An 18281-nucleotide genomic window follows, 5' to 3' on the forward strand; every position below is an offset into this window, starting at 1 on the left:
TGTTACCAACAGTTTATGATACAAGTAAATTCATAATGTTTGTAATATTGACATTCAAGGAATGCAAGTGTAAAAGGTGCCCGTTCTTCAATCGCGGAGCACTGAAATGGACAACCAAGTTGATTCGCACGAACTGGTTCTGGCCATCGAGGGGGAGCGCGGACCCCGTCAGATCCAGGTGTCACGCAGCGCGACCGCCAAGGAGGTCATCGAAGCGGTCGTGCTTGAAACCAAGCGGACCGAGCTGACTGAGATCTTCCTGGAGGATGAGGAAGAGTGTCTCGTCGAGGAGCACCGGGTTGTTGAGCTCGTGATCGAGGAATTCCGGCTCATTCACGTCGCCTCCAAAGGCAAGATTACCGTTACGGTGGTCTACAACTCTCGCCAAGTTCACCGAGATTTCGCTCCAAGCGTTACGATCGAAACGATCATTGCATGGGCGATCTCGCCTTCGGCACTCAACCTCGAAGGCGTGCCGGCAGAGTACCAGCTGAAGCTCGGCTCAGAAGTCCTGCCGCCGGACCTGCACCTTGGCCAAGTCGCCAAAGGCGAGAAGAAGATCGCCTTTTCGCTCGTGTTCCGCATCAAGCCGCAAGGTGCCTCATGACCCCGGATCATGCGGCTCTCCGCGCGGGCATAGACAGCCTCACGTTCAAACTTGGTTCGAAGCGAGGGAAGTGGGGACTAGAAGCTCTCGAGTTTCCTATTGCCTACTTCACCATTGCGGCGCCGAAGCGCGAGCAAGGACCGAAGCGCTTTCTGCTTCGGGTCGACTGCCGAAGTTATCCGGCCCTCGCACCGACCTCCCAATTGTGGGACGGCCGGACCGATACAGCATTGAGCGTTGATCAGCGGCCCATGGGAAGGACGGGTGTGCTGGTGGCCTTCACGCCATGGAACGCATGTCTCTACCATCCGATCGATCGCATCGCTCGGGACCACTGGCCGAACCAGTTCGAAGAACTCACCTGGAAGCCCGGCTCAACCATCGTGACACTTTTGGAAATCGTCCATGGTCTTATCAATAATCCGGACTATTTGGTCTCGACTGCGCCCGACGCCGCGGCTGCGCTGCGACGAACGCTTGTGGCGTGAGATTCTCCGAGAACTGCGCGTCCGCGGGCAGGGGCGTCGCGAGAGCGGAGGATTCCTCTTAGGCAGAGTGGAAGGTGAGACCAAAATCATCACCTCCTTTCTGCCATACGACGCAGTTGATCCGCATTGTCTCCAAGGAATCATCATTTTCGATGGATCGCGCATGGACGACGTGTGGCGTATCTGCGAGCAGCAAGGGTGTAGCGTAGTCGCTGACGTTCATACTCATCCAGGCGCGTCATATCGCCAAAGCGATGTCGATCAGAGCCATCCGATGATACCCGAGCGCGGGCATCTCGCACTAATCGTGCCAAATTATGCCAATCGGGACTACATGCCAGGCGAATTTGGCATCCATGAATACAGAGGCCGTCGCGATGGATGGTCGGACCTAAGCTCACTCGGACGAAAGCTCTTCCGGGTTAGGAGGTTTGCATGACGTCAAATATCGAAGCAGACCGCGGATCCCAACTGCTGCTGGCGGTCCTTCCAGATATGGATCTGCAGGGCGCTAGAATGGCCCTCGATCGCGCCTCGCTCGAAATCATCATCGACGACGATGTCGAGCAGACCGCATGGGCTCAGGCCTGCGCGATCGCGACCGTGGCGTGCGGTAGCAAGATGTTTCGAAGAGGTGTCTTTCTTTCACGCCAGCCTGAATGTGAGACGGTTGTCGGGAACGGGCTGCCAAGATTGTTCAAGCGCGCACTCCTTGAAGCGGGTTGTCGGAAGGAGCCGCCCCCCGCCCATGCCTTTCGCATTTGCATAGGCGCGAAGGGGGCGGGCCACATCTATGTGTCCGCCAGCGGTTGGAAAGCGATCGTCGGCCCCAAGCCCGCCGCCATGACCTCGCCGGGAAACGAGCTCAGTGGCATTTTCGCCGGTGCGGCGTCGACAGCCATTGCATTTCGAGCATCCGTCCTGTCCGATCCCATCGCAGCCCGAAGAATGCTCGAATATAATCTATGGCAGCCGCAGGGACAGTCGTCGGCTGCATCGGCAGAACTGCGCAACCTCCCGGCTGATTTATGGTTGCTTGGAATGGGAAACCTGGGGCAAGCGACGCTCTTTACGCTGGGCTTGCTTCCCTATCGGGACACGTCGCAAGTCCGCTTGTTGCTCAACGATCCGGATATCTGTGGCTGGGAGAACTTGGGCGTCCAGCTTCTTACGCAGCCGAACTGGATTGGTAGGACGAAGGTCAGGTGTGCTGCAGATTGGGCTGAACGCGTTGGTTTTCGAACGGTTCTGAACGAACGCAAGTTTCTGGCGACCTCCAGACCTGATCAAGACGAGCCGCGAGTCGCGCTTGTTGGCGTCGACAATTTGAATGCGCGGCGCTTCGCTGCCTCCGCAGGGTTTGATCTGCTCATTGATGCCGGACTTGGCTCGACGGCGAACGAGGCCTTTGACGTGCGATTGCACGCCTTTCCTGGCTCGAGAATGCCACTCGACGCTTGGCCGGAAGCGGAACCTTCCGAGCGGGTCGGCGAGGGGAATGTAGTCAAGCGCGGAAACATTCAGTCGCTCGTTCAAGCTGGGGTTTTGGACGAGTGCGGCGCGATCACGATAGAAAATCAGCCGGTCGGCGTGCCATGCACGGCTCTTGCAGCGGCAGCAATGCAGGTAGCTCAATTATGCCGCGCGATAGAGACCGGCTCCTGCTGTGAAATGGTCGACTTTGATCTCGTCAACTCAAAGAGAGCAGTTAGTCAGGTCATGGGCCGGCCCGTCTCACCGATCGTCGCCTGCCCAGCACGTTAGCGGTCGCTAGGCAACGGTCCTGGTTCGGCCGAGATACTCGTTGTTCGTATCGAAGCTGACCATACTCTCGGCGGGGACGTCTAGGACGTCTCCGTTGTCCGCGACAGGATTGACGTCGCGGTGCACAATGAAGTGCGGAAATTGGGCGATCAAGAGATCGTTGTTGTAGTCCGTGCTGCTCGTTGCATTGAGAACGAAATGTCCGACTACGGGCCTAGCGCCGGTGCGCCGCTCCTGCTTGGACGACCTGTCGATCAGCTCTGTGACCCAAATGAAGTGTGGAAGCGCGCGAGAAACGATCTCGCTTTTCATCGGTTCGTTCATCCCGCTTGCGCTGATGTGGCGTCGGTAGCGAGCGGCCGTAGTCAAGTACGTCCGCTGTATCCAGCGCCCTGCGGCAAATCCGTCGAAGAACGCTCGGATGCTGGTCGCAGCAGTGGAGTTGCCATTGCCTACGGCCGTCACGATCTGGTCAGAAACGTAACTCGTCGTCTTGATAAAGTCTCTCACGACAATGTCAGCGTTCTCGGCCCGTAAGAAAACGCGTGACGGCAACGGTACGAACATGTGAGAGACGTTTTCCTCCACCGTGAGGATTTTTTGCTGCCACTTCATGAGGCGCGCTGAAGGCAGATGCTCGATATCGTCTACGCTGAGAGGCAGTACTCGATAGGGCCCCCTCTGATCGTCGTGTACGATCAATCCGCGAGCGAACACGGCGTGTGTGCCTCCGTCGCGGACGGCTTTGCCAGGTACTTCGACGTAGCCCACGGCGCAGATCGCATGACCCATGTCCGCCATGGCGATTACAACGGGCAACCCCGAATCAAGGTAGCGATGAATGACTTCCGGGGCACGGATGGTCGGAGCAACCTGTTGGCCGCTGTCGAGCTCCTTGAAGAGCATATGGAGTGGCTGGTGCCCCATGCCGCGCAACGCACGGATCATGTGCATGGGATTCAGCCCCTCGGATCCGGCAGGAAGTGATCTGCTAAGTTCTGAGTCCGTCGGGTTAATCGCCAGGTTGGTGATTTCCGCAATTGTGTACGAGCTCGTTCGTCGGTGCCGGGTCTCTACTGCTCGTCCTGCCATCCAAATTGCGGCCTGCGCGCAAGCACCGAGCCGCATGTCCTGTTGAATGAAGGGGGCTCCGGTTACCTTCACCCGAACCCCAAGAACGTGAGACTCGAAATCTGCACGCGCCGCCGGCCTGACGGTAAGCTTTCCGATCGACGGAAAGCGCAAAACGGTTCTGCCAATGGGGCCTTGCGCGATAGGCCTGATCACCACGAACCCGCAATAGTTCTTGTCCTTGGCCGCGAGGCGTTCAAGCTCGACGACCTGCTTGGAAAGAGGAAGCTCGAACAGTTTGCTGATGTCTGTCCGGAAAAAATGGATGCGCTTGGTGCCTCTCGCATGGGCCTTGAAGGCACCGGCGTAGAAGCTCAGATAGTCCGACGTATAGTCGCGGTCGGTGTAGGGGGATTCTACAATCGCGTATTTTGCCCCGAGCTCGATGACGTGGTCGAGCAGAGCATCCACGCTGGCGTTAGACCTATCGCCTGCAATTTGTTGGCGCAGCGACTGTGCGCCTTGCGGCGTAAGCACTACGCCCTTTAGAATCACGCGCATTCCACACTTATACCGTGCGGAACAAAAAAGGGGTTAACGGATCCTAAAGTCTACCGGAAAGCGAAGCGGGTCGCGGTCGTCACAACGCGCTGCGCGCGCGCGTCCGTCTGCTCGATCTGCTCGAGAGCGGTCTCGGACACCGATCCCTTAAACCCGAGCTGTCGCATGTCCACGCGCCGGGCGTTTTCCGATACTGGGTTGAGCACTTTCACGATCGAGGTCTCGGCGCTGGCCTTTTTGGGATCCGAAGCTGGCGGGGTCATCGGCTACCTTCCGCGAGTGGCTGTCGCGAATTTCGTAAACTAAGTGCATACTGCCGCGCATTCTGCAACCCTGGCGTAAAGCAAAGGTTGAATCCAACCGGCCGCCCTTGCCGATGTTCCAAAAAAATACACCGCCAGGGGCTTGGAAATTGCGAGCAACTTGCTTAGAATGTTTATATGGCAAACAAAACTCCCTCCAGCATGCCGCTGTTCGGTAACGCCACGCCGCAAGAGGTGAAGGCGATCCGAACGGAGATTGAGGCATTCACGGACCGGGCCGCCCGAAATCGGGACGAGGCGCAGAAGATGCTTGAGCGCCTGGGCATCGCGCGGGCCGAAGAGCGCCCCAAACCGAAGGGCTGACGTGCGGCGCACGGTTACCGGGTTTGTCCTTGGCTATCACGGCTGTGACAGGTCCATCGCAGAAAAGCTCCTCGCGGGTTCTCCGTTTGAAGCCAGTACCAACAACTACGATTGGTTGGGCGCGGGGGCATACTTCTGGGAGAACGACCCGCTTCGAGCGATGCGATGGGCTGAGAAGCTTAGAGACCGTCCCGGAAAGAACGGGAAAATAAAAGACCCCACCGTAGTAGGGGCGGTCATCGATCTGGGCCTCTGCCTCGACCTGACCACGCAGTCCTCTTTGGACGTCATCCGAACTGCCTACGACGGACTTGTGACAGTGTCCGAGGTAGCAAAGCAGGCATTGCCCGAAAATATCGATGAACTTCGTCGGCCTCTCGATTGCGCAGTCATCAACTACTTATACGAGTCGTTGCCGGAGCCGAAGTTTCAGACCGTGAGGGGTATGTTTGTCGAGGGTGGCCCGCTTTACCCTGGCGCCTTTATTCAGCGCGAAACGCATGTGCAGATAGCGGTGCGCGACCTGTCGTGCATCCAAGGCGTTTTTCGTCCGTCGGTCTAAAGGAGCGTATACCGCATTTCCTAAAAAAGGTCGGGGTGCGTTCTCTTTGTCTTGGGCTTGTGCCCTGGCTTCCCTTTGCGAGCAGGCATCGTCGGACGGTGTCGTAGACTCGCCCGCACAGCCTTTACATGAGCAAGTTGAGCGCAGCTGGCGTAATCCGCCTTTTCGAATCTCTTCTCGGAAACATTCCAACCGGAATTACCGCCGGTATTCTGCGGAAATTCCGCATCACTTTCAGAACCTCGCCGGCAAATCGCGCGTCGGACACGGTATTGGACCAATAGACGGTCTCCAAGCCTTGCGGGTTGGTTGCCTGCAAGGCAATATACACGCGAAATCAAGGGGGCATCGCTGTTCTGAGGGGCCGGGTCGGCAATTTCACGAAGAACGAGACGGCATGCCTGGCAAGTCAGCTCCCGGCAGCGCCCGGAGAAGGGGAATGCGGGCACTGTGACTATCGGACCGTTTGTGGTCCCTATGAGGAGCTTCGTTCGGCACGAAAGCCTCAAAGGGACCTCGATATGCTGCAGACGCTGAGGGCTTGGGAATGACCGAACTAGTTGACGCCAAGGCGCGCGATCGGATTCTCAGCGACTACGAAACGACCCTCTTCGTCGAAGCCGCGGCAGGGACTGGGAAGACGACAGCGTTGGTTGGCAGGATCGTCGGCCTGATCCGTAGCGGAAAAGGGACGTTGGCCCGAATCGTCGCGGTGACGTTTACGGAAAAGGCCGCGGGCGAAATGAAGCTGCGCCTTCGCCTCGAGCTCGAAAAGGCCAGGCTCCATGCCGGCCCGGCCGAGCGGAATCGCCTCGACAAAGCACTCGAAGAGCTTGAGCTCGCACATATCGGGACGATCCATGCGTTCTGCGGGGACCTTTTGGGCGAACGGCCGGTGGAGGCAGGCGTAGATCCTGCCTTCAAGATGCTCGATGACGCGGCGGCCGAGGCGATCGCAGATCAGGCGTTCGAACGATGGCTGCAAAGGATCCTGGCAGATCCCCCCGAGGGTCCGAGGAGAATCCTGCGAAGGAGGTCCGGCAGCGAGCCTCCGCATGAACAGCTCCGAACGGCGATGCACGCGCTGTGCAACCACCGTGATTTCGCGCAGGCTTGGCGGCGGGATGCGTTCGATCGCCAGAAGGCAATCGACGTTTTGCTCGACGAGTTGGCGGAAGTCGGCGAGCTGGCATCCTTGAGCTCGTGGACGGACGACTATCTCGCGCGCAATCTGGCTGAAATCGCTTCCTTCGTCAGGGAGGCGACGCGTCTCGAAGCTGTCCGCGGACGCGATTACGACGGACTTGAAGCGGATCTCCGCGACCTTGCCACGAACCGACGACGGTTCAAGGGGTGGGATCACAAGGGCGCTCCGAGGACGACATTCGGACGTCTGTCCCGCGACGAGGTCCTGGCGCGCCGGGATGGCGTGCGGACTAAGCTCAAGGCTTTCGTAGCCTCGAGTGACGCCGATCTTGCTCCTCTGGTGCACGACGCCCTGCAAGAGGCGATCGTGGACTATGAGTCCTTGAAGTCGAAGACAGGCTCTCTCGACTTCCTGGACTTGCTGATCAAGATGCGCAATCTCGTCCGCAACGACGAGAAGGTCCGAAAGGAGCTGCAGGGCCGTTTCTCTCATTTCTTTGTCGACGAGTTTCAAGACACCGATCCGCTTCAGGCGGAGATTCTTATGTTGCTTGCCGCCAACGATCACGCGGTAACGGATTGGCGGGCTGTCGAGCCGGTGCCCGGAAAGCTTTTCCTTGTCGGCGATCCGAAGCAGTCCATCTATCGGTTTCGACGCGCGGACGTCGCGCTGTACGCAGAAATCAAGAGGCTCCTGCTCGGCATAGGCGCCGAATTGCTTCATCTGACTACGAGCTTTCGCGCGACCCCGTCGATTCAGGCATTCATCAACTCGGCGTTCGCGCCCGCCATCGCCGCAGATGAAGAGGCTGACGGGTACGTTGCGCTCGAACAAGCGCGAGCCGAGGTGAGCGGCCGCCCGACGATCGTTGCACTGCCGGCCCCCCGACCATACGGTGACTTCGGTAAAGTTACCGACTGGCGCATCAATGAATCCTTACCGGTCGCCGTGGGTGCCTTCGTTGATTGGTTAGTCAACGAAAGCGGATGGACGGTCGAAGAGGCAGGCCAGGAAACCGCGATCCGACCTCGCCATATTGCCATTCTATTCCGCCGCTTTCGTAATTTCCGGACTGACGTGACGCGACCATATGTGCGCGAACTGGAAGCCCGACGCATACCCCACGTGCTGGTGGGCGGTCGGTCGTTCCATGACCGCGAGGAGGTCGTCGCACTGCGAAATGCTGTCACTGCGATCGAATGGCCGGACGATGAGCTCAAAGTGTTTGCGACTCTCCGAGGCCCCCTGTTCGCCTTGAGCGACGAGTCACTTCTCCTCTATCGCCAGTCAATCAATGAAGAAGGGAATCTGATAATTCGGCGGCTCGATCCAACGCGCGTTGCCGATCGCACCACTCTCGGGCCGGCGGCGCTGGAGGTGGCCGACGCCCTTGATCTCCTTCGGCAACTTCATGCTGGGCGCAACAGCCGACCGATTGCGGAAACGTTGACGATGCTTTTGCAAGCAGTCCGGGCGCCGGCTGGCATTGCTCTTTGGCAAAATGGTGAACAGGCGCTCGCCAATTGCCAACGACTGATAGACACAGCCCGACGATTTGAGCGAACCGCGTCCTCGTTCCGCGCGTTTGTCGAGAGTATCGAAGCCGACGCCGAGCGTGGTGGAGTTGACGAAGCACCTATCGTTGAGGAGGGGACTGAAGGCGTTCGCGTAATGACCGTGTTCAAGGCTAAAGGATTGGAGTTTCCTGTCGTGATTCTTGGCGATCCAACCTGTCCCTCCTCGCGGGATCGCCCAAGCCGCCACATTGATACCAGCCGTTCTATCTGGTTGGAGCAAATCTGCGGGGCATCGCCAGTCGAACTTTTGGAAGCTAGTGATCTCGAGCTTAAGCGTGATCGGGCCGAAGCTGTGCGTGTAGCTTACGTGGCTGCGACGCGGGCCCGCGATCTTCTGGTCGTCCCGACCTGCGGTGATGAACCGATCGATGGATGGTTTGAAACCCTCAACCCTCTTTTGTATCCGGCGGATGCCGCGCGTCGGAGATCAGTTCCTGCAGCTGGATGCCCAGCTTTCGGAGAAGAGAGCGTCCTCGACCGCGGTCCAAAGGGCAAACCGCCACTGTCGGGATCGGTGAGGCCGGGCCTGCATCTGCGGGAGCCTGGTAACGTGCAGGTCACATGGTGGGACCCGGCTGCCCTCAATCTCCAGACCGAAGAATTGGCGCCGCTTCGCCATCAGAGACTTCTGGAATTGGATCCCGGCGAGGTTGCTGCCACTGACAGCGTTCGGAAACATGATGCTTGGCAGGCGCAACGTCTTACGATGTTGGCAGAAGCGTCTCTGCCAACATTGCGGACGCGAACAATCACTTCGTTGGCTCAAGACGGGGAAGCACAACAGCCGCGCGCTGAGCCTGTCGAGGTGCACGTGGTGGCACGGGATGGCACTGATCGTCCTGGGGGGCGACGTTTTGGAACACTTGTTCACGCGGTGCTGGCGTTGATCGACCTACAGTCGTCCAGTGTTGACCTAGCAGCGATCGCCGCTGTTCAGGGCAAGATAGTCGGCGCGACGAAGGAAGAGATCGACGCAGCGGTTTCGACCGTCTCTCGTGCCAAGACGCATCCCCTATTGCAACGCGCTGCGGACGCGGCGAAAATTGGCCGATTGCGCCGGGAAATCCCAGTAATGCTAATGCAAGACGAAGTCCTCATCGAAGGGGTCGTTGACCTCGCGTTTCGAGAGGATCTGCCCGATTTCGCCGGATGGACCGTGGTGGACTTCAAGACAGATCGAGAGCTCTCGGAGGCCCGTGATCGATATGTGCGGCAAGTGCAATTGTATTCAAGGGCAGTGAGTGTATCCACCGGCCTGTCGTCTCGCGGAGTCCTTCTGGTAATCTGATTAAGCTGTAAACGGCCGGATCGCCTCACGGCGCCGGCCCAGTCGGATCTTCCTTGAGGCCGCGAGCGACGATTTTCAGCGACCCGTCCGGAAGCGGCCGCTGCAGCTTCAGGGCCTCTTCCAGAGGGGCCGTCATCCAGGTCTCGACTTCGTCCGGCGTCGTCAGGATCACCGGCATTGCCTTGGGGTGGATGGCGCCGACCTCGGCGTTCGGCTCCGTCGTGAGGAACGCGTAGAGGTCGTTGGTCGTCTCACCTTCCTTGACCTTCCGGACGGACGTCCAGTTGGTCCAGATGCCGGCGAAGCAGGCGAGGGGACGGGTCTCTTCGAGCGCGAACCAGATGTCGCCGCCCTCGGCCTTGTTGAACTCGCTGAAGGAGTTGAACGGCACCACGCAGCGATTTTCGACTCCCAGCCATCGCGTCCAGTGCTTGCTCTTCACATTGCGGATGTTCGTCGTGCCGCCGTCCGGCTCCATCCGCAGCAGTTCCTTGAAATCGACGGTCTTGCCCTTGGACTGCAGCTTCTCGGCTCGCTTCTTGGTGGCGTCCATCAGCGCTTTTGACGACGACGGCATTCCCCAGCGCGCCGTGGCGAGTTCGCGGCCCTCGGCCCCGTTGCGCACGATCGGTGCCTTGTAATCGGGAAAAACCCCGGGCATCGGCGCCAGGTTGCCGACATATCGGTTCACGACGCGGAACAACGCGCTGATTGCAGCTTGGTTGGTCGTGATCGAGTAGAGATTGCACATCGGTCAGGCTTCGGTCCGAGGGTGGCGCGGCTGCCAGGCCAGTTGTAGCAGAGTCGCGGAAGGATGCCGGCCCGCCTTGGCGCATTTGCGGCAGCGCAGCCGGCTGGCGAGATCGTGCACGAAGGTGGTCGGCGGATGCTTCATCGCCGCGAGGTCAACGTCGCTCGGCGTCTTGCAGCGCGCGCACTGGATCTCCAGCCAAGGGAAGCCGCCATTCACCGCTTGGTCGATCGTCGGGGACGGATCAATCGGTTCTCCGTCTGACCACATGCGTTCGTTCCAACTCTCGCATAGCAGCTTGTCGGCCTGCTGGATGAGCGCTTCCCCCTTCGCTCGCGTCTCCGCCGATCGGGTAGCCAGGATGTTGGCCATTGCCCGCGCCTTGCCGAGCTCTTTCGCCAGAGCCTTTCGGTCGCCGCCCGACAGGGGCGTAGGGTGATACTTCGGGGCCATCCGGACATCCAGGCGCAAAAAGATCGGATCGGCGATCCAGAGCGGGCTACGGCGTCTCGAACGCCGGCCAGCACCCGTCTTCTTCATGCCTGCCGGTGCGCTGCTGGCAGGTGTTGTCGAGCAGCCGCTGCGCCACGTCCTTCCAGAGCGCGTTAGCGCCATACAATCGAACAGCATCGGCGGTCTGGATTTCCAAGGTCCGCTCGCAGCGGCGGCAGGAGACGCGTAGTACGTGGCGCTGAATTTCGGAGAGACGCCGCTGCCGCATTTGGGCCTCGGTCGTGCCGGCGCGAGGGTCTTTGAGGACCGATTCCCAGTATTCGGCTGGAAGCGGCGCATCCGGAGCCGCAGTGGGAGGGCTCTTCCTACGGGCGGCTTCAGCGGCCAGCTTTTCCATCTGCTTCGGGGTCGGCATGCGCCAGCTCGCGGGTTGGTCGGTCATGCCTGATTTAGAACATAACAAGAACAAATGTCGAGTCCGACCAGGCAGCTGCTGCTAAAAATCCTCCTATGGGATGGGTCGCGATGTCGGAACCAAGCCGGTTGGTTCGTCTTGAATCCGGCATCAGTAATGGAGTTCCCCCCGATGGCCCCCCGCGCCAACTGGAAAGGTTTCCTGCGTCTTTCCCTCGTCACCTGTCCGGTGGCGCTCTATCCAGCCACGTCGGATTCCGAAAAGGTCTCCTTCAACCAGCTGAACCGAAAGACTGGCCATCGGATCAAGTACGCCAAGGTCGATGCCGACACCGGGGAGGAGGTCGACAACGAGGACATTGTCAAGGGCTACAAGGTTGATACCGATACCTTTATCGAGGTGACCAAGGAGGAGCTTGAGAATGTCGCGCTGGAATCGACGCGCACCATCGAGATCGACGAATTCGTCGACCGCAGCGAGATCGATCCGCGATATCTCATTCGCCCCTACTACCTGCGTCCCGACGGTAAAGTCGGGCACGATGCCTTCGCCGTCATACGGGAAACCATCCGCGAGATGAACAAGGTCGCAATCGGCCGTGTGGTGCTGACCAATCGCGAGCACATCATCGCGCTCGAGCCTCTCGAAAAGGGACTGATGGGCACGCTACTGCGCTACCCCTACGAAGTCCGTTCCGCGGATGAGTATTTCGATGATATCCAGGATGTCAAAGTTACGAAGGACATGCTTGATCTCGCCAAGCACATCGTCAATCAGAAGGCGGGCCATTTCGAGCCGGACAAGTTCGAAGACCAGTACGAAACCGCCCTCATCGATCTCATCAATCAGAAGCGTGCCGGCAAACCCATCACCGCGAAAGCGCGTCCTCGCGGTGAGAACGTCGTGGACCTGATGGACGCCCTGCGCAAGAGCATCGGACGAGAGGCGGCGGCCCCGACCGAGGCGCCGAAGAAGCCGGCCAAGAGGCCGCGCAAGGCGGCGGCAGGGCAGAAGGAAATGCTGATGCCGATTGCCGGCAAGAAGCCAGCGAAGGAAGCCGCGGCAAAGAAGCCGGCGGCCAGACCGCAGCGGAAGTCGGCCTAGCGCGTCGTGAAGCGTCCCGTGATGCCAGACGGCCGTTAGTTCGTCGTCCGCGGCAGGGAGCGATATGGCTGCGCTGAAAAAGACTTCCAGGAGATCGATGTTGAGTGCGGGCATTCTCGCATACCGCAAGGGTACTCGCGGGCTCGAGGTTCTGCTCGTTCATCCCGGCGGTCCGTTCTGGCGCAAGAAGGATAATGGCGCTTGGTCCATTCCGAAGGGCGAAATCGATGGCGCGGATACTCCGGAGCAGGTCGCGCGGCGCGAGTTTGCCGAAGAACTCGGCCCGAGTGCTTCGATTGGTCCACTCCGGGCGCTGGGGGAGGTCCGACAGGGAGGAGGGAAGCGCGTTATCGCATTCGCCGGCGAAGGCCATTTTGACCCGGCGGCGCTGACCAGCAATACCTTCGATATCGAATGGCCGCCACGAAGCGGTCGACGGCAGAACTTTCCCGAAGTCGACCGCGCGGAATGGTTCAATATCGAGTTCGCGCGGACCAAGATGCTGTCCGGGCAGGTCGAACTTCTCGATCGTCTTTTGGCGATCGCGGCTGAGAGCGACGGAAAATGATGTTCAGGATTGGAATCATTTCGGACACGCTCGGCCTGTTGAGGCCCGAGGCGGAACGAGGCCTGACGGGTGTCGATCACATCATCCATGCCGGCGACATCGGGCGCCCCGAGATCGTCGACGCACTGCGGCGGATCGCGCCCGTCACGGCCATTCGTGGAAACGTGGACAGCGGCAAGTGGGCCCACCAATATCCCGACACGAAACTCGTGCGCTTAGCGGGAAAGTCGATCTACGTTCTGCACGACCTGAAGACGCTGCAGATCGATCCCTGCGCCGGCATCGACGTCATTGTCTCCGGGCATTCCCACGTGCCGAAGATCGACACGGTCGGTGGCGTTCTTTACTTGAATCCCGGCAGCGCGGGACGGCGGCGCTTCAAGCTGCCGATCACGCTTGCGACGCTTGAAGTCACGCGTGAGGGCGTGCGCCCGGAAATCCACGACCTTGGAGGCGACTGAGCGAACCACTGCGGACGGAATTCACAGCGAAGGAGGCGAATGCGTTAATTCGTTCCGTTGGCCGGTTACGCCCGAACGGAAGCGCTATTTGCGCGAACGTTCTCGCTCGCGCACGACATCCTTGGCCCGCTTGTCGGACCTGAGCCCGAGATAGACCGGCTGGCGCAGTTCGCCCTTGCTTGTCCACTCCGCGAATTTGACCTCGGCAACCAGCGAGGGCCTGACCCAGGTCGTGGCGGCCTCGTCCTTCACTTTGGCAAGAAAGGGTGACTTAGAGGCCCTCAGCTTCAAGAGCTTGGCATAGAGGTCTTGCAGGGCCTTGTGGCTGAAGCCAGTGCCGACATGCCCGATGTAACGCCATGCGTCGTCTTCCCGCACGGCGAGGACCAGCGCGCCAAAGAACGGCCTGGTGCGCCTGGGCGCCGTGAAGCCGGCGATCACCACTTCCTGTCGCTTTGCCGTCTTGATTTTCAGCCAATCCGGGGTCCGGCTTCCCGACGCATACGAACTGTCGGCGCGCTTTGCCATGATGCCTTCGAGGCCCTTCCGCTCGGCCTCGGTGAAGAATTTCGTACCGTCCCCTTTGCGGTGAGGGCTGAAGGCGATCAGCTTGTCGCGCGGCAGGATTGCCTTCAACCGTTTCTTGCGCTCGAGAAGAGGCCGCTTGCGCAAGTCTGTTGCGTTCTCAAACATGAGATCGAAGGCGCAATACACGAGCTTCGCCTCATGGCGCAGCGCGTTTTGAAGCAACTGGAAATGCGAGACGCCGTCCTTTCCGATCGCGACGAGCTCCCCGTCGATCACGGCATCGCCCTTCACGCCCTCCAGCGCTTCGGCGACCTCGATATAGCTGCGGCTGATGATCTTGCCATTGCGGCTGTAGAGCGCAACCTTGCCCCGCCGGATTTCCGCGATCATCCGGAAGCCGTCATACTTGTCCTCGAAAACCCAGCCGGGATCGTCGAACGGCGCGTCGGTGAGCGTGGCGAGCATCGGCTGCAGGCGCTTGGGCAGGGTCGACGTCCGGCTCATTCGAGGCCAATCCTTAAGAGCACGTTGCGAAATGCATGGACGTCCTTCAAGGATTAGGGAACGCTTCGGGGCCGCGTCGTGTTCCGCAGGCTCCGTGGCATGCGACGTTGACGCTCGATTAAGGAGGGCGGATCAGACCGATGGCGAGAAAACTGAAAACCTATCAGACTTCGCTGGGCTTCTTCGATCTGGCTATCGCCGCTCCTTCCATGAAAGCGGCCCTCGAAGCCTGGGGCGCCAACAGCAATCTCTTCCACCAGGGCGCGGCGAAGGAAAGCGACGATCCGGACGTCATCGCTGCGGCCATGAAGAAGCCGGGCGTCGTTCTCAGGCGCCCGGTCGGATCCAACCGATCCTTCAGCGAGCAAGCCGAACTGCCCTCCGATCTCGGCGGGGACAGAAGATCGACGAACGCCCCGCGCAAATCGAAGGGCCAAATTGCGAAGAAGCCTTCCTCACGTCCCGTCGACAAGACGGCCGAGCGGAAGGCTGCGCTTGCCTACGAACGGGAGGAGAGGCGCCGGGAGAGTGAACGGGCGAGGGAGGAGGCCGCCAGGCAGAGAGAACGTGAGCGCCGTCAGCAGGCGGTCGACAAGGCGCAGGCTGCGTTGGAGAAGGCGGAGCACGAGCACGCGAAGCGGGCCGCCGCCATCCAGGCCGAGGTTGAGGTTCTCGCGAAGAGATCGCAAACCGAAGACGATCGCTGGAATAAGGAGAAGGAGCGATTGGAAGCTGCGCTGCAGCGTGCGCGGAGTTAGTTTCTTTACGGGTTCTTCTCAGTGGCATCGAGGGAAGGCAGAGGTGCCGTCAAGCGTTCATCGTTCGGCGTCTGGTATGCGCGCTGCGGCTCGGTTCACCGCGGTGCGGTCTCGTCGGTCTTCAGGAGCGAGCTCCATGACCGCTTGATGCAGCTCGGCCGGGATCGTCAGCAGACTTTCCGGGGGCTTGTCCGCCCACTGCCAGAAGCGATCGAACGCATCCATCACAGGTCCTCCCGCAGGCCCCGGAATAACGGGTGGCGGACCTTTCCCTCAGCCGACTTCGCGCGATACTCGATCTCGGCCAGAAGCTTGGGTTCGACCCAGATGCCCTTGTGACCGATGCGCTTGATATAAGGCTGGGTCTTTCGGATGAGGGGTTTAAGCCGTTTCTGCAGATCGGCGGCCGAGACCTTGTCGAAGCCGTGGTCGACCTTGCCGGCATAGACCAGATCGTCGCCCTTGCGCCGGCCGACGTAGATGCCGTCCCACTTCGTCCCATCGAGAGCGAAACCGGCAATGGTCAGCGTCTCACGCTGTACGCAGGTCTTCTTGACCCACTCATTCGTACGTCCCGTTGGATAGGCGCTGCCCCGGACCTTCGAGACGACCCCTTCGAGGCTGAGCTTGCAGGCGTGCGCGAACATCTCGCGGCCGTCTATCTCGAAGCTTTCGCTGAACTGGATGTCCGTGCCGCTTAGAATCGTCTTGAGTTCGGCTTTGCGCTGAAAAAGCGCTAGCTTCCGGATATCTCGGCCGTTCAGATAGAGCAGATCGAACGCTACGAGCACGATGCTCTTCGATTTGCCCTTGAGTTCGTTCTGCAGGACCGAGAAGTCAGTCGTGCCGTCGGCGGCCGGTACCACGATCTCGCCGTCCACCACGGCCGAGTTCGCCTTAATCCGCCAGGCGTCATGAGCGACCTTTTTGAAGCGATGCGTCCAATCGTGGCCGCGCCGGGTGAAGATCTTCGCCGTCTCGTTGGCCAGATGGACCTGAACACGGTAGCCGTCGAACTTGATTTCGTGAATCCAGCGCTCTCCGGATGGCACCTTCTCGATCGAGGTGGCCAGGGCCGGTTCGATAAAGCCGGGGAAGGGCGCCTTGACGCCGATAGCCGCCGGCATTTTACGCTGAAACGCCACTGAAGAACTCCACGCTACAGCCGATTCAAATTGGCACAGTTCGAATCGTTCCGGAACCGTCGAATCCTTGTTGCGTTGCCTCGACGCCACGAACAGGAGGTATCCATGGCGGCAGCGAAGAAGTCGAAGACGTCCCGCGGACGCAAGCAGGACCGGGCACGGGTGGCCGGCCGGCAGGACTACGAGGTGCAGTACGAGGCCAAGAAGACCGGAAGGTCGGCACCGGCGGTGAAAAAGGCTGTCAAAAAGGTCGGCAACGCGCGCAAGCGTGTGGAGAAACGGCTAGGCCGCTGACTCCGGGACGGGCTGGCGTCGATGTTTAGCGTCGGTCCTCCTCGTCAGGGGCGCATTCTGGGCAGCTATCACCAATCGAGTCCAGCACGTCGCGAATTGCGGCCTCCGCTGCTTGAGGGGAGACGTCTGCTGGCGGGTCCTGACGGGCGATATCGAAGGCGCGCTCTCGTGCATGCGGATCGGCGCGGTCTTGCATCCAACCGTGCTCCTGGCATTCGCGGATGGCGCCGGCTTCGTTCAGCACGTTGATCGCCCAACCGCGCAGGGTGCGGATCGCCGGCCGTCTCTGCTTGGTCATCAGCATTGAAAGGTTCTCCCACGCTGAGACGAATCGTTTAGTCCCACAGACGTTCCCCATCGCTGACACACGACTGGGATTCGGGATCGTGGGATCTCGTGGTTCTTCGAAGGCTGAATTTTCAGCTTGGCGAGGTGCTAGGGTGGGCTAGAACGAACTGAAGAAACCATTTTTCCAATACTTCAGACGTCCGAGCTCAGGTGGTTGCTCCTTGTCCGATTAGCGCGTGCGGCTGTCGCCGCACCGGGCTCTCGTGAACCGAGCCGCGCAGCGTCTCGGCCTTGCGGCTTCGATCCCTCGCGCACGACCAGATCACGCCCTCGCGGGGCAGAAACAAAAAACCGGACCTTTATGCAGCAGCCGCCTGCACAAAGGTCCGGCCTTATCTCAGCGTGCCGCGATACCGAAAGGCTGCAAAGGACGCTTCGTATCCTTTGGGAGGTCTCGCTTTTCATCCGGGTTGCGACCCGGAGGCGGCAATAGATCAGTAGCCGATACGACTACTTCTTTTTCTTGGAAGTCTTCTTTGCCACCTTCTTGGTAGCTGCCTTCGCGGTCTTCTTTGCCTTCTTCGCTTTCTTGGCCATGTCGTCCTCTGTAAGAATTGGCTCTCAGTGAACATGCCCACGCCGTGCATAGACATGCGCACGAGTGAGACGTTATCACAAAAGCAAAATTGATACCAAGCAGACGTGAAGCCGCATTGAGTCACTCGCCGGAGGCACTCGCCCTCGGGCCCGCCGTCATTGCATGCCGGCGTCGCCCCTCGGGCCCGCCGTCATTGCATGCCGGCGTCGCTATCACTGCCCTTCGGGTCGGGTGCCTTCTTAACCGGTCTCGCGACTGCACTCGGTCCCAGGTCCCGCCGCTACGCGTCGGCGCTATGCTGACCCTCCTGCGGGTGCCTCTTCCGCGTCCGCGAGTGGTCTTCGCTGTCGCTCCGCCCACAGGCCTCTCTTCCATAATTGTGAGACTCTGTGAAAATGTCGGGCGGTTCTCGTATTCATTGCCTGCATCACGTTCGCTCAGGTTTTGGCGCGTGCGGCCAGGGCCGCACCGGGCTCTCGTGAACCGAGCCGCGCAGCGTCTCGGCCTTGCGGCTTTGATCCCTCGCGCTAGAGCTTTGGTGCTCCTCGCCGGGGGCACTCGGGAAAGGGGCTCGCCTGCGGCGATCGCTATCACTGCCCCGTTCCCGGGTGCCGCTATTGAACCGGTCTCGTCGCTGCACTCGGACCCGCGTGCCCCTTCGGGTCGCTATGCTCACGCTCTCCGGGTGCCATTTTCCGCTGCGGCGATGCGCCCTTGGGCGCA

21 protein-coding genes are annotated in these 18281 nt (G+C 60.1%); 12 read left to right on the top strand and 9 right to left on the bottom strand.

Annotated features, from left to right (window positions below):
- Nucleotides 1-106: 106 nt before the first annotated feature.
- From ACWAT4_RS06925 to ACWAT4_RS06940, 4 genes are read left to right on the top strand one after another with little or no spacing between them, the layout of a single operon-like run.
- On the top strand, nt 107-607 hold the full coding sequence (locus ACWAT4_RS06925; RefSeq protein WP_449730099.1) for a hypothetical protein: 501 nt from the start codon (nt 107-109) through the stop codon (nt 605-607).
- Entirely contained in the window at nt 604-1095 is a 492-nt protein-coding gene (locus tag ACWAT4_RS06930) for a DUF7665 family protein (protein ID WP_449730100.1), read from the top strand. Before ACWAT4_RS06925 ends, ACWAT4_RS06930 begins: the two co-directional genes overlap by 4 nt.
- Nucleotides 1013-1534, top strand: a complete 522-nt coding sequence (locus tag ACWAT4_RS06935; RefSeq protein ID WP_449730101.1) for a Mov34/MPN/PAD-1 family protein — start codon at nt 1013-1015, stop codon at nt 1532-1534. Before ACWAT4_RS06930 ends, ACWAT4_RS06935 begins: the two co-directional genes overlap by 83 nt.
- Nucleotides 1531-2859: a hypothetical protein gene (locus tag ACWAT4_RS06940; RefSeq protein WP_449730102.1), complete on the top strand. Its 1329-nt coding sequence runs from the start codon at nt 1531-1533 to the stop codon at nt 2857-2859. The genes ACWAT4_RS06935 and ACWAT4_RS06940 overlap by 4 nt, the downstream gene beginning before the upstream one ends.
- Before the next feature lie 6 nt (nt 2860-2865).
- Here ACWAT4_RS06940 and ACWAT4_RS06945 read toward each other — a convergent pair whose 3' ends face one another.
- Together ACWAT4_RS06945 and ACWAT4_RS06950 are read right to left on the bottom strand one after the other, a co-directional pair.
- A complete protein-coding gene (locus ACWAT4_RS06945; RefSeq protein WP_449730103.1) occupies nt 2866-4491 on the bottom strand; it encodes a hypothetical protein in 1626 nt (541 codons plus the stop codon).
- Nucleotides 4492-4541: 50 nt separating this feature from the next.
- A complete protein-coding gene (locus ACWAT4_RS06950) occupies nt 4542-4754 on the bottom strand; it encodes a hypothetical protein (protein ID WP_449730104.1) in 213 nt (70 codons plus the stop codon).
- Between the two features lie 201 nt (nt 4755-4955).
- Between ACWAT4_RS06950 and ACWAT4_RS06955 the strand changes: the two genes are divergently transcribed.
- The 3 genes from ACWAT4_RS06955 to ACWAT4_RS06965 all read left to right on the top strand — a co-directional run bounded on the left by ACWAT4_RS06955 (nt 4956) and on the right by ACWAT4_RS06965 (nt 9691).
- Nucleotides 4956-5117 (top strand): hypothetical protein, encoded by a 162-nt coding sequence (locus tag ACWAT4_RS06955; protein ID WP_449730105.1) that lies wholly within the window; start codon nt 4956-4958, stop codon nt 5115-5117.
- 1 nt (nt 5118) lies between these two features.
- On the top strand, nt 5119-5679 hold the full coding sequence (locus ACWAT4_RS06960; protein WP_449730106.1) for a hypothetical protein: 561 nt from the start codon (nt 5119-5121) through the stop codon (nt 5677-5679).
- Nucleotides 5680-6226: 547 nt separating this feature from the next.
- Complete coding sequence (locus ACWAT4_RS06965; protein ID WP_449730107.1) at nt 6227-9691, top strand: UvrD-helicase domain-containing protein; 3465 nt, start codon at nt 6227-6229, stop codon at nt 9689-9691.
- Between the two features lie 25 nt (nt 9692-9716).
- On the opposite strand, the gene ACWAT4_RS06970 is transcribed toward ACWAT4_RS06965, so the two are convergent.
- The 3 genes from ACWAT4_RS06970 to ACWAT4_RS06980 are packed head-to-tail and all read right to left on the bottom strand — an operon-like array spanning nt 9717 to nt 11337.
- Nucleotides 9717-10442 (bottom strand): SOS response-associated peptidase, encoded by a 726-nt coding sequence (locus ACWAT4_RS06970; RefSeq protein ID WP_449730108.1) that lies wholly within the window; start codon nt 10440-10442, stop codon nt 9717-9719.
- Between the two features lie 3 nt (nt 10443-10445).
- The gene (locus tag ACWAT4_RS06975; RefSeq protein WP_449731169.1) at nt 10446-10895 is read right to left on the bottom strand and encodes a hypothetical protein; all 450 of its coding nucleotides are present in this window, start codon (nt 10893-10895) and stop codon (nt 10446-10448) included.
- Nucleotides 10896-10941: 46 nt separating this feature from the next.
- Nucleotides 10942-11337 (bottom strand): hypothetical protein, encoded by a 396-nt coding sequence (locus ACWAT4_RS06980; protein ID WP_449730109.1) that lies wholly within the window; start codon nt 11335-11337, stop codon nt 10942-10944.
- 144 nt (nt 11338-11481) lie between these two features.
- Here ACWAT4_RS06980 and ku point away from each other — a divergent pair, with 144 nt between their 5' ends.
- From ku to ACWAT4_RS06995, 3 genes are all read left to right on the top strand, one after another.
- A complete protein-coding gene (gene ku, locus ACWAT4_RS06985; RefSeq protein WP_449730110.1) occupies nt 11482-12414 on the top strand; it encodes a non-homologous end joining protein Ku in 933 nt (310 codons plus the stop codon).
- 64 nt (nt 12415-12478) lie between these two features.
- Complete coding sequence (locus ACWAT4_RS06990) at nt 12479-12982, top strand: NUDIX domain-containing protein (RefSeq protein ID WP_449730111.1); 504 nt, start codon at nt 12479-12481, stop codon at nt 12980-12982.
- The gene (locus ACWAT4_RS06995; protein ID WP_449730112.1) at nt 12979-13443 is read left to right on the top strand and encodes a metallophosphoesterase family protein; all 465 of its coding nucleotides are present in this window, start codon (nt 12979-12981) and stop codon (nt 13441-13443) included. Before ACWAT4_RS06990 ends, ACWAT4_RS06995 begins: the two co-directional genes overlap by 4 nt.
- Nucleotides 13444-13527: 84 nt before the next feature.
- Here the strand turns inward: ACWAT4_RS06995 and ligD (ACWAT4_RS07000) are convergent, their stop codons facing one another.
- A complete protein-coding gene (gene ligD, locus ACWAT4_RS07000) occupies nt 13528-14475 on the bottom strand; it encodes a non-homologous end-joining DNA ligase (protein WP_449730113.1) in 948 nt (315 codons plus the stop codon).
- A gap of 140 nt (nt 14476-14615) precedes the next feature.
- On the opposite strand from ligD (ACWAT4_RS07000), the gene ACWAT4_RS07005 reads away from it, so the two are divergent.
- Nucleotides 14616-15233 carry a cell envelope biogenesis protein TolA gene (locus tag ACWAT4_RS07005; RefSeq protein WP_449730114.1) on the top strand — a complete coding sequence of 206 codons (618 nt, stop codon included), beginning with the start codon at nt 14616-14618 and terminating at the stop codon, nt 15231-15233.
- A 57-nt stretch (nt 15234-15290) separates the two neighbouring features.
- On the opposite strand, the gene ACWAT4_RS07010 is transcribed toward ACWAT4_RS07005, so the two are convergent.
- A complete protein-coding gene (locus tag ACWAT4_RS07010) occupies nt 15291-15458 on the bottom strand; it encodes a hypothetical protein (RefSeq protein WP_449730115.1) in 168 nt (55 codons plus the stop codon).
- Nucleotides 15458-16378, bottom strand: coding sequence for a non-homologous end-joining DNA ligase (gene ligD, locus ACWAT4_RS07015; protein WP_449730116.1), 921 nt, complete (start codon nt 16376-16378; stop codon nt 15458-15460). The genes ACWAT4_RS07010 and ligD (ACWAT4_RS07015) overlap by 1 nt, the downstream gene beginning before the upstream one ends.
- Nucleotides 16379-16483: 105 nt before the next feature.
- Here ligD (ACWAT4_RS07015) and ACWAT4_RS07020 point away from each other — a divergent pair, with 105 nt between their 5' ends.
- Nucleotides 16484-16672 carry a DUF3606 domain-containing protein gene (locus ACWAT4_RS07020; RefSeq protein ID WP_449730117.1) on the top strand — a complete coding sequence of 63 codons (189 nt, stop codon included), beginning with the start codon at nt 16484-16486 and terminating at the stop codon, nt 16670-16672.
- A 25-nt stretch (nt 16673-16697) separates the two neighbouring features.
- Here the strand turns inward: ACWAT4_RS07020 and ACWAT4_RS07025 are convergent, their stop codons facing one another.
- A complete protein-coding gene (locus ACWAT4_RS07025) occupies nt 16698-16976 on the bottom strand; it encodes a hypothetical protein (RefSeq protein ID WP_194392075.1) in 279 nt (92 codons plus the stop codon).
- Between the last annotated feature and the right edge of the window lie 1305 nt (nt 16977-18281).

Source organism: Bradyrhizobium sp. T-1 (assembly GCF_053592855.1).

Coding starts and splice junctions, on each gene's coding strand:
- ACWAT4_RS06925 (WP_449730099.1), top strand. CDS start 107: ATGGACAACCAAGTTGATTCGCACGAACTGGTTCTGGCCATCGAGGGG.
- ACWAT4_RS06930 (WP_449730100.1), top strand. CDS start 604: ATGACCCCGGATCATGCGGCTCTCCGCGCGGGCATAGACAGCCTCACG.
- ACWAT4_RS06935 (WP_449730101.1), top strand. CDS start 1,013: ATGGTCTTATCAATAATCCGGACTATTTGGTCTCGACTGCGCCCGACG.
- ACWAT4_RS06940 (WP_449730102.1), top strand. CDS start 1,531: ATGACGTCAAATATCGAAGCAGACCGCGGATCCCAACTGCTGCTGGCG.
- ACWAT4_RS06945 (WP_449730103.1), bottom strand. CDS start 4,491: ATGCGCGTGATTCTAAAGGGCGTAGTGCTTACGCCGCAAGGCGCACAG.
- ACWAT4_RS06950 (WP_449730104.1), bottom strand. CDS start 4,754: ATGACCCCGCCAGCTTCGGATCCCAAAAAGGCCAGCGCCGAGACCTCG.
- ACWAT4_RS06955 (WP_449730105.1), top strand. CDS start 4,956: ATGCCGCTGTTCGGTAACGCCACGCCGCAAGAGGTGAAGGCGATCCGA.
- ACWAT4_RS06965 (WP_449730107.1), top strand. CDS start 6,227: ATGACCGAACTAGTTGACGCCAAGGCGCGCGATCGGATTCTCAGCGAC.
- ACWAT4_RS06970 (WP_449730108.1), bottom strand. CDS start 10,442: ATGTGCAATCTCTACTCGATCACGACCAACCAAGCTGCAATCAGCGCG.
- ACWAT4_RS06975 (WP_449731169.1), bottom strand. CDS start 10,895: ATGGCCCCGAAGTATCACCCTACGCCCCTGTCGGGCGGCGACCGAAAG.
- ACWAT4_RS06980 (WP_449730109.1), bottom strand. CDS start 11,337: ATGACCGACCAACCCGCGAGCTGGCGCATGCCGACCCCGAAGCAGATG.
- ku (WP_449730110.1), top strand. CDS start 11,482: ATGGCCCCCCGCGCCAACTGGAAAGGTTTCCTGCGTCTTTCCCTCGTC.
- ACWAT4_RS06990 (WP_449730111.1), top strand. CDS start 12,479: ATGGCTGCGCTGAAAAAGACTTCCAGGAGATCGATGTTGAGTGCGGGC.
- ACWAT4_RS06995 (WP_449730112.1), top strand. CDS start 12,979: ATGATGTTCAGGATTGGAATCATTTCGGACACGCTCGGCCTGTTGAGG.
- ligD (WP_449730113.1), bottom strand. CDS start 14,475: ATGAGCCGGACGTCGACCCTGCCCAAGCGCCTGCAGCCGATGCTCGCC.
- ACWAT4_RS07005 (WP_449730114.1), top strand. CDS start 14,616: ATGGCGAGAAAACTGAAAACCTATCAGACTTCGCTGGGCTTCTTCGAT.
- ACWAT4_RS07010 (WP_449730115.1), bottom strand. CDS start 15,458: ATGGATGCGTTCGATCGCTTCTGGCAGTGGGCGGACAAGCCCCCGGAA.
- ACWAT4_RS07020 (WP_449730117.1), top strand. CDS start 16,484: ATGGCGGCAGCGAAGAAGTCGAAGACGTCCCGCGGACGCAAGCAGGAC.
- ACWAT4_RS07025 (WP_194392075.1), bottom strand. CDS start 16,976: ATGCTGATGACCAAGCAGAGACGGCCGGCGATCCGCACCCTGCGCGGT.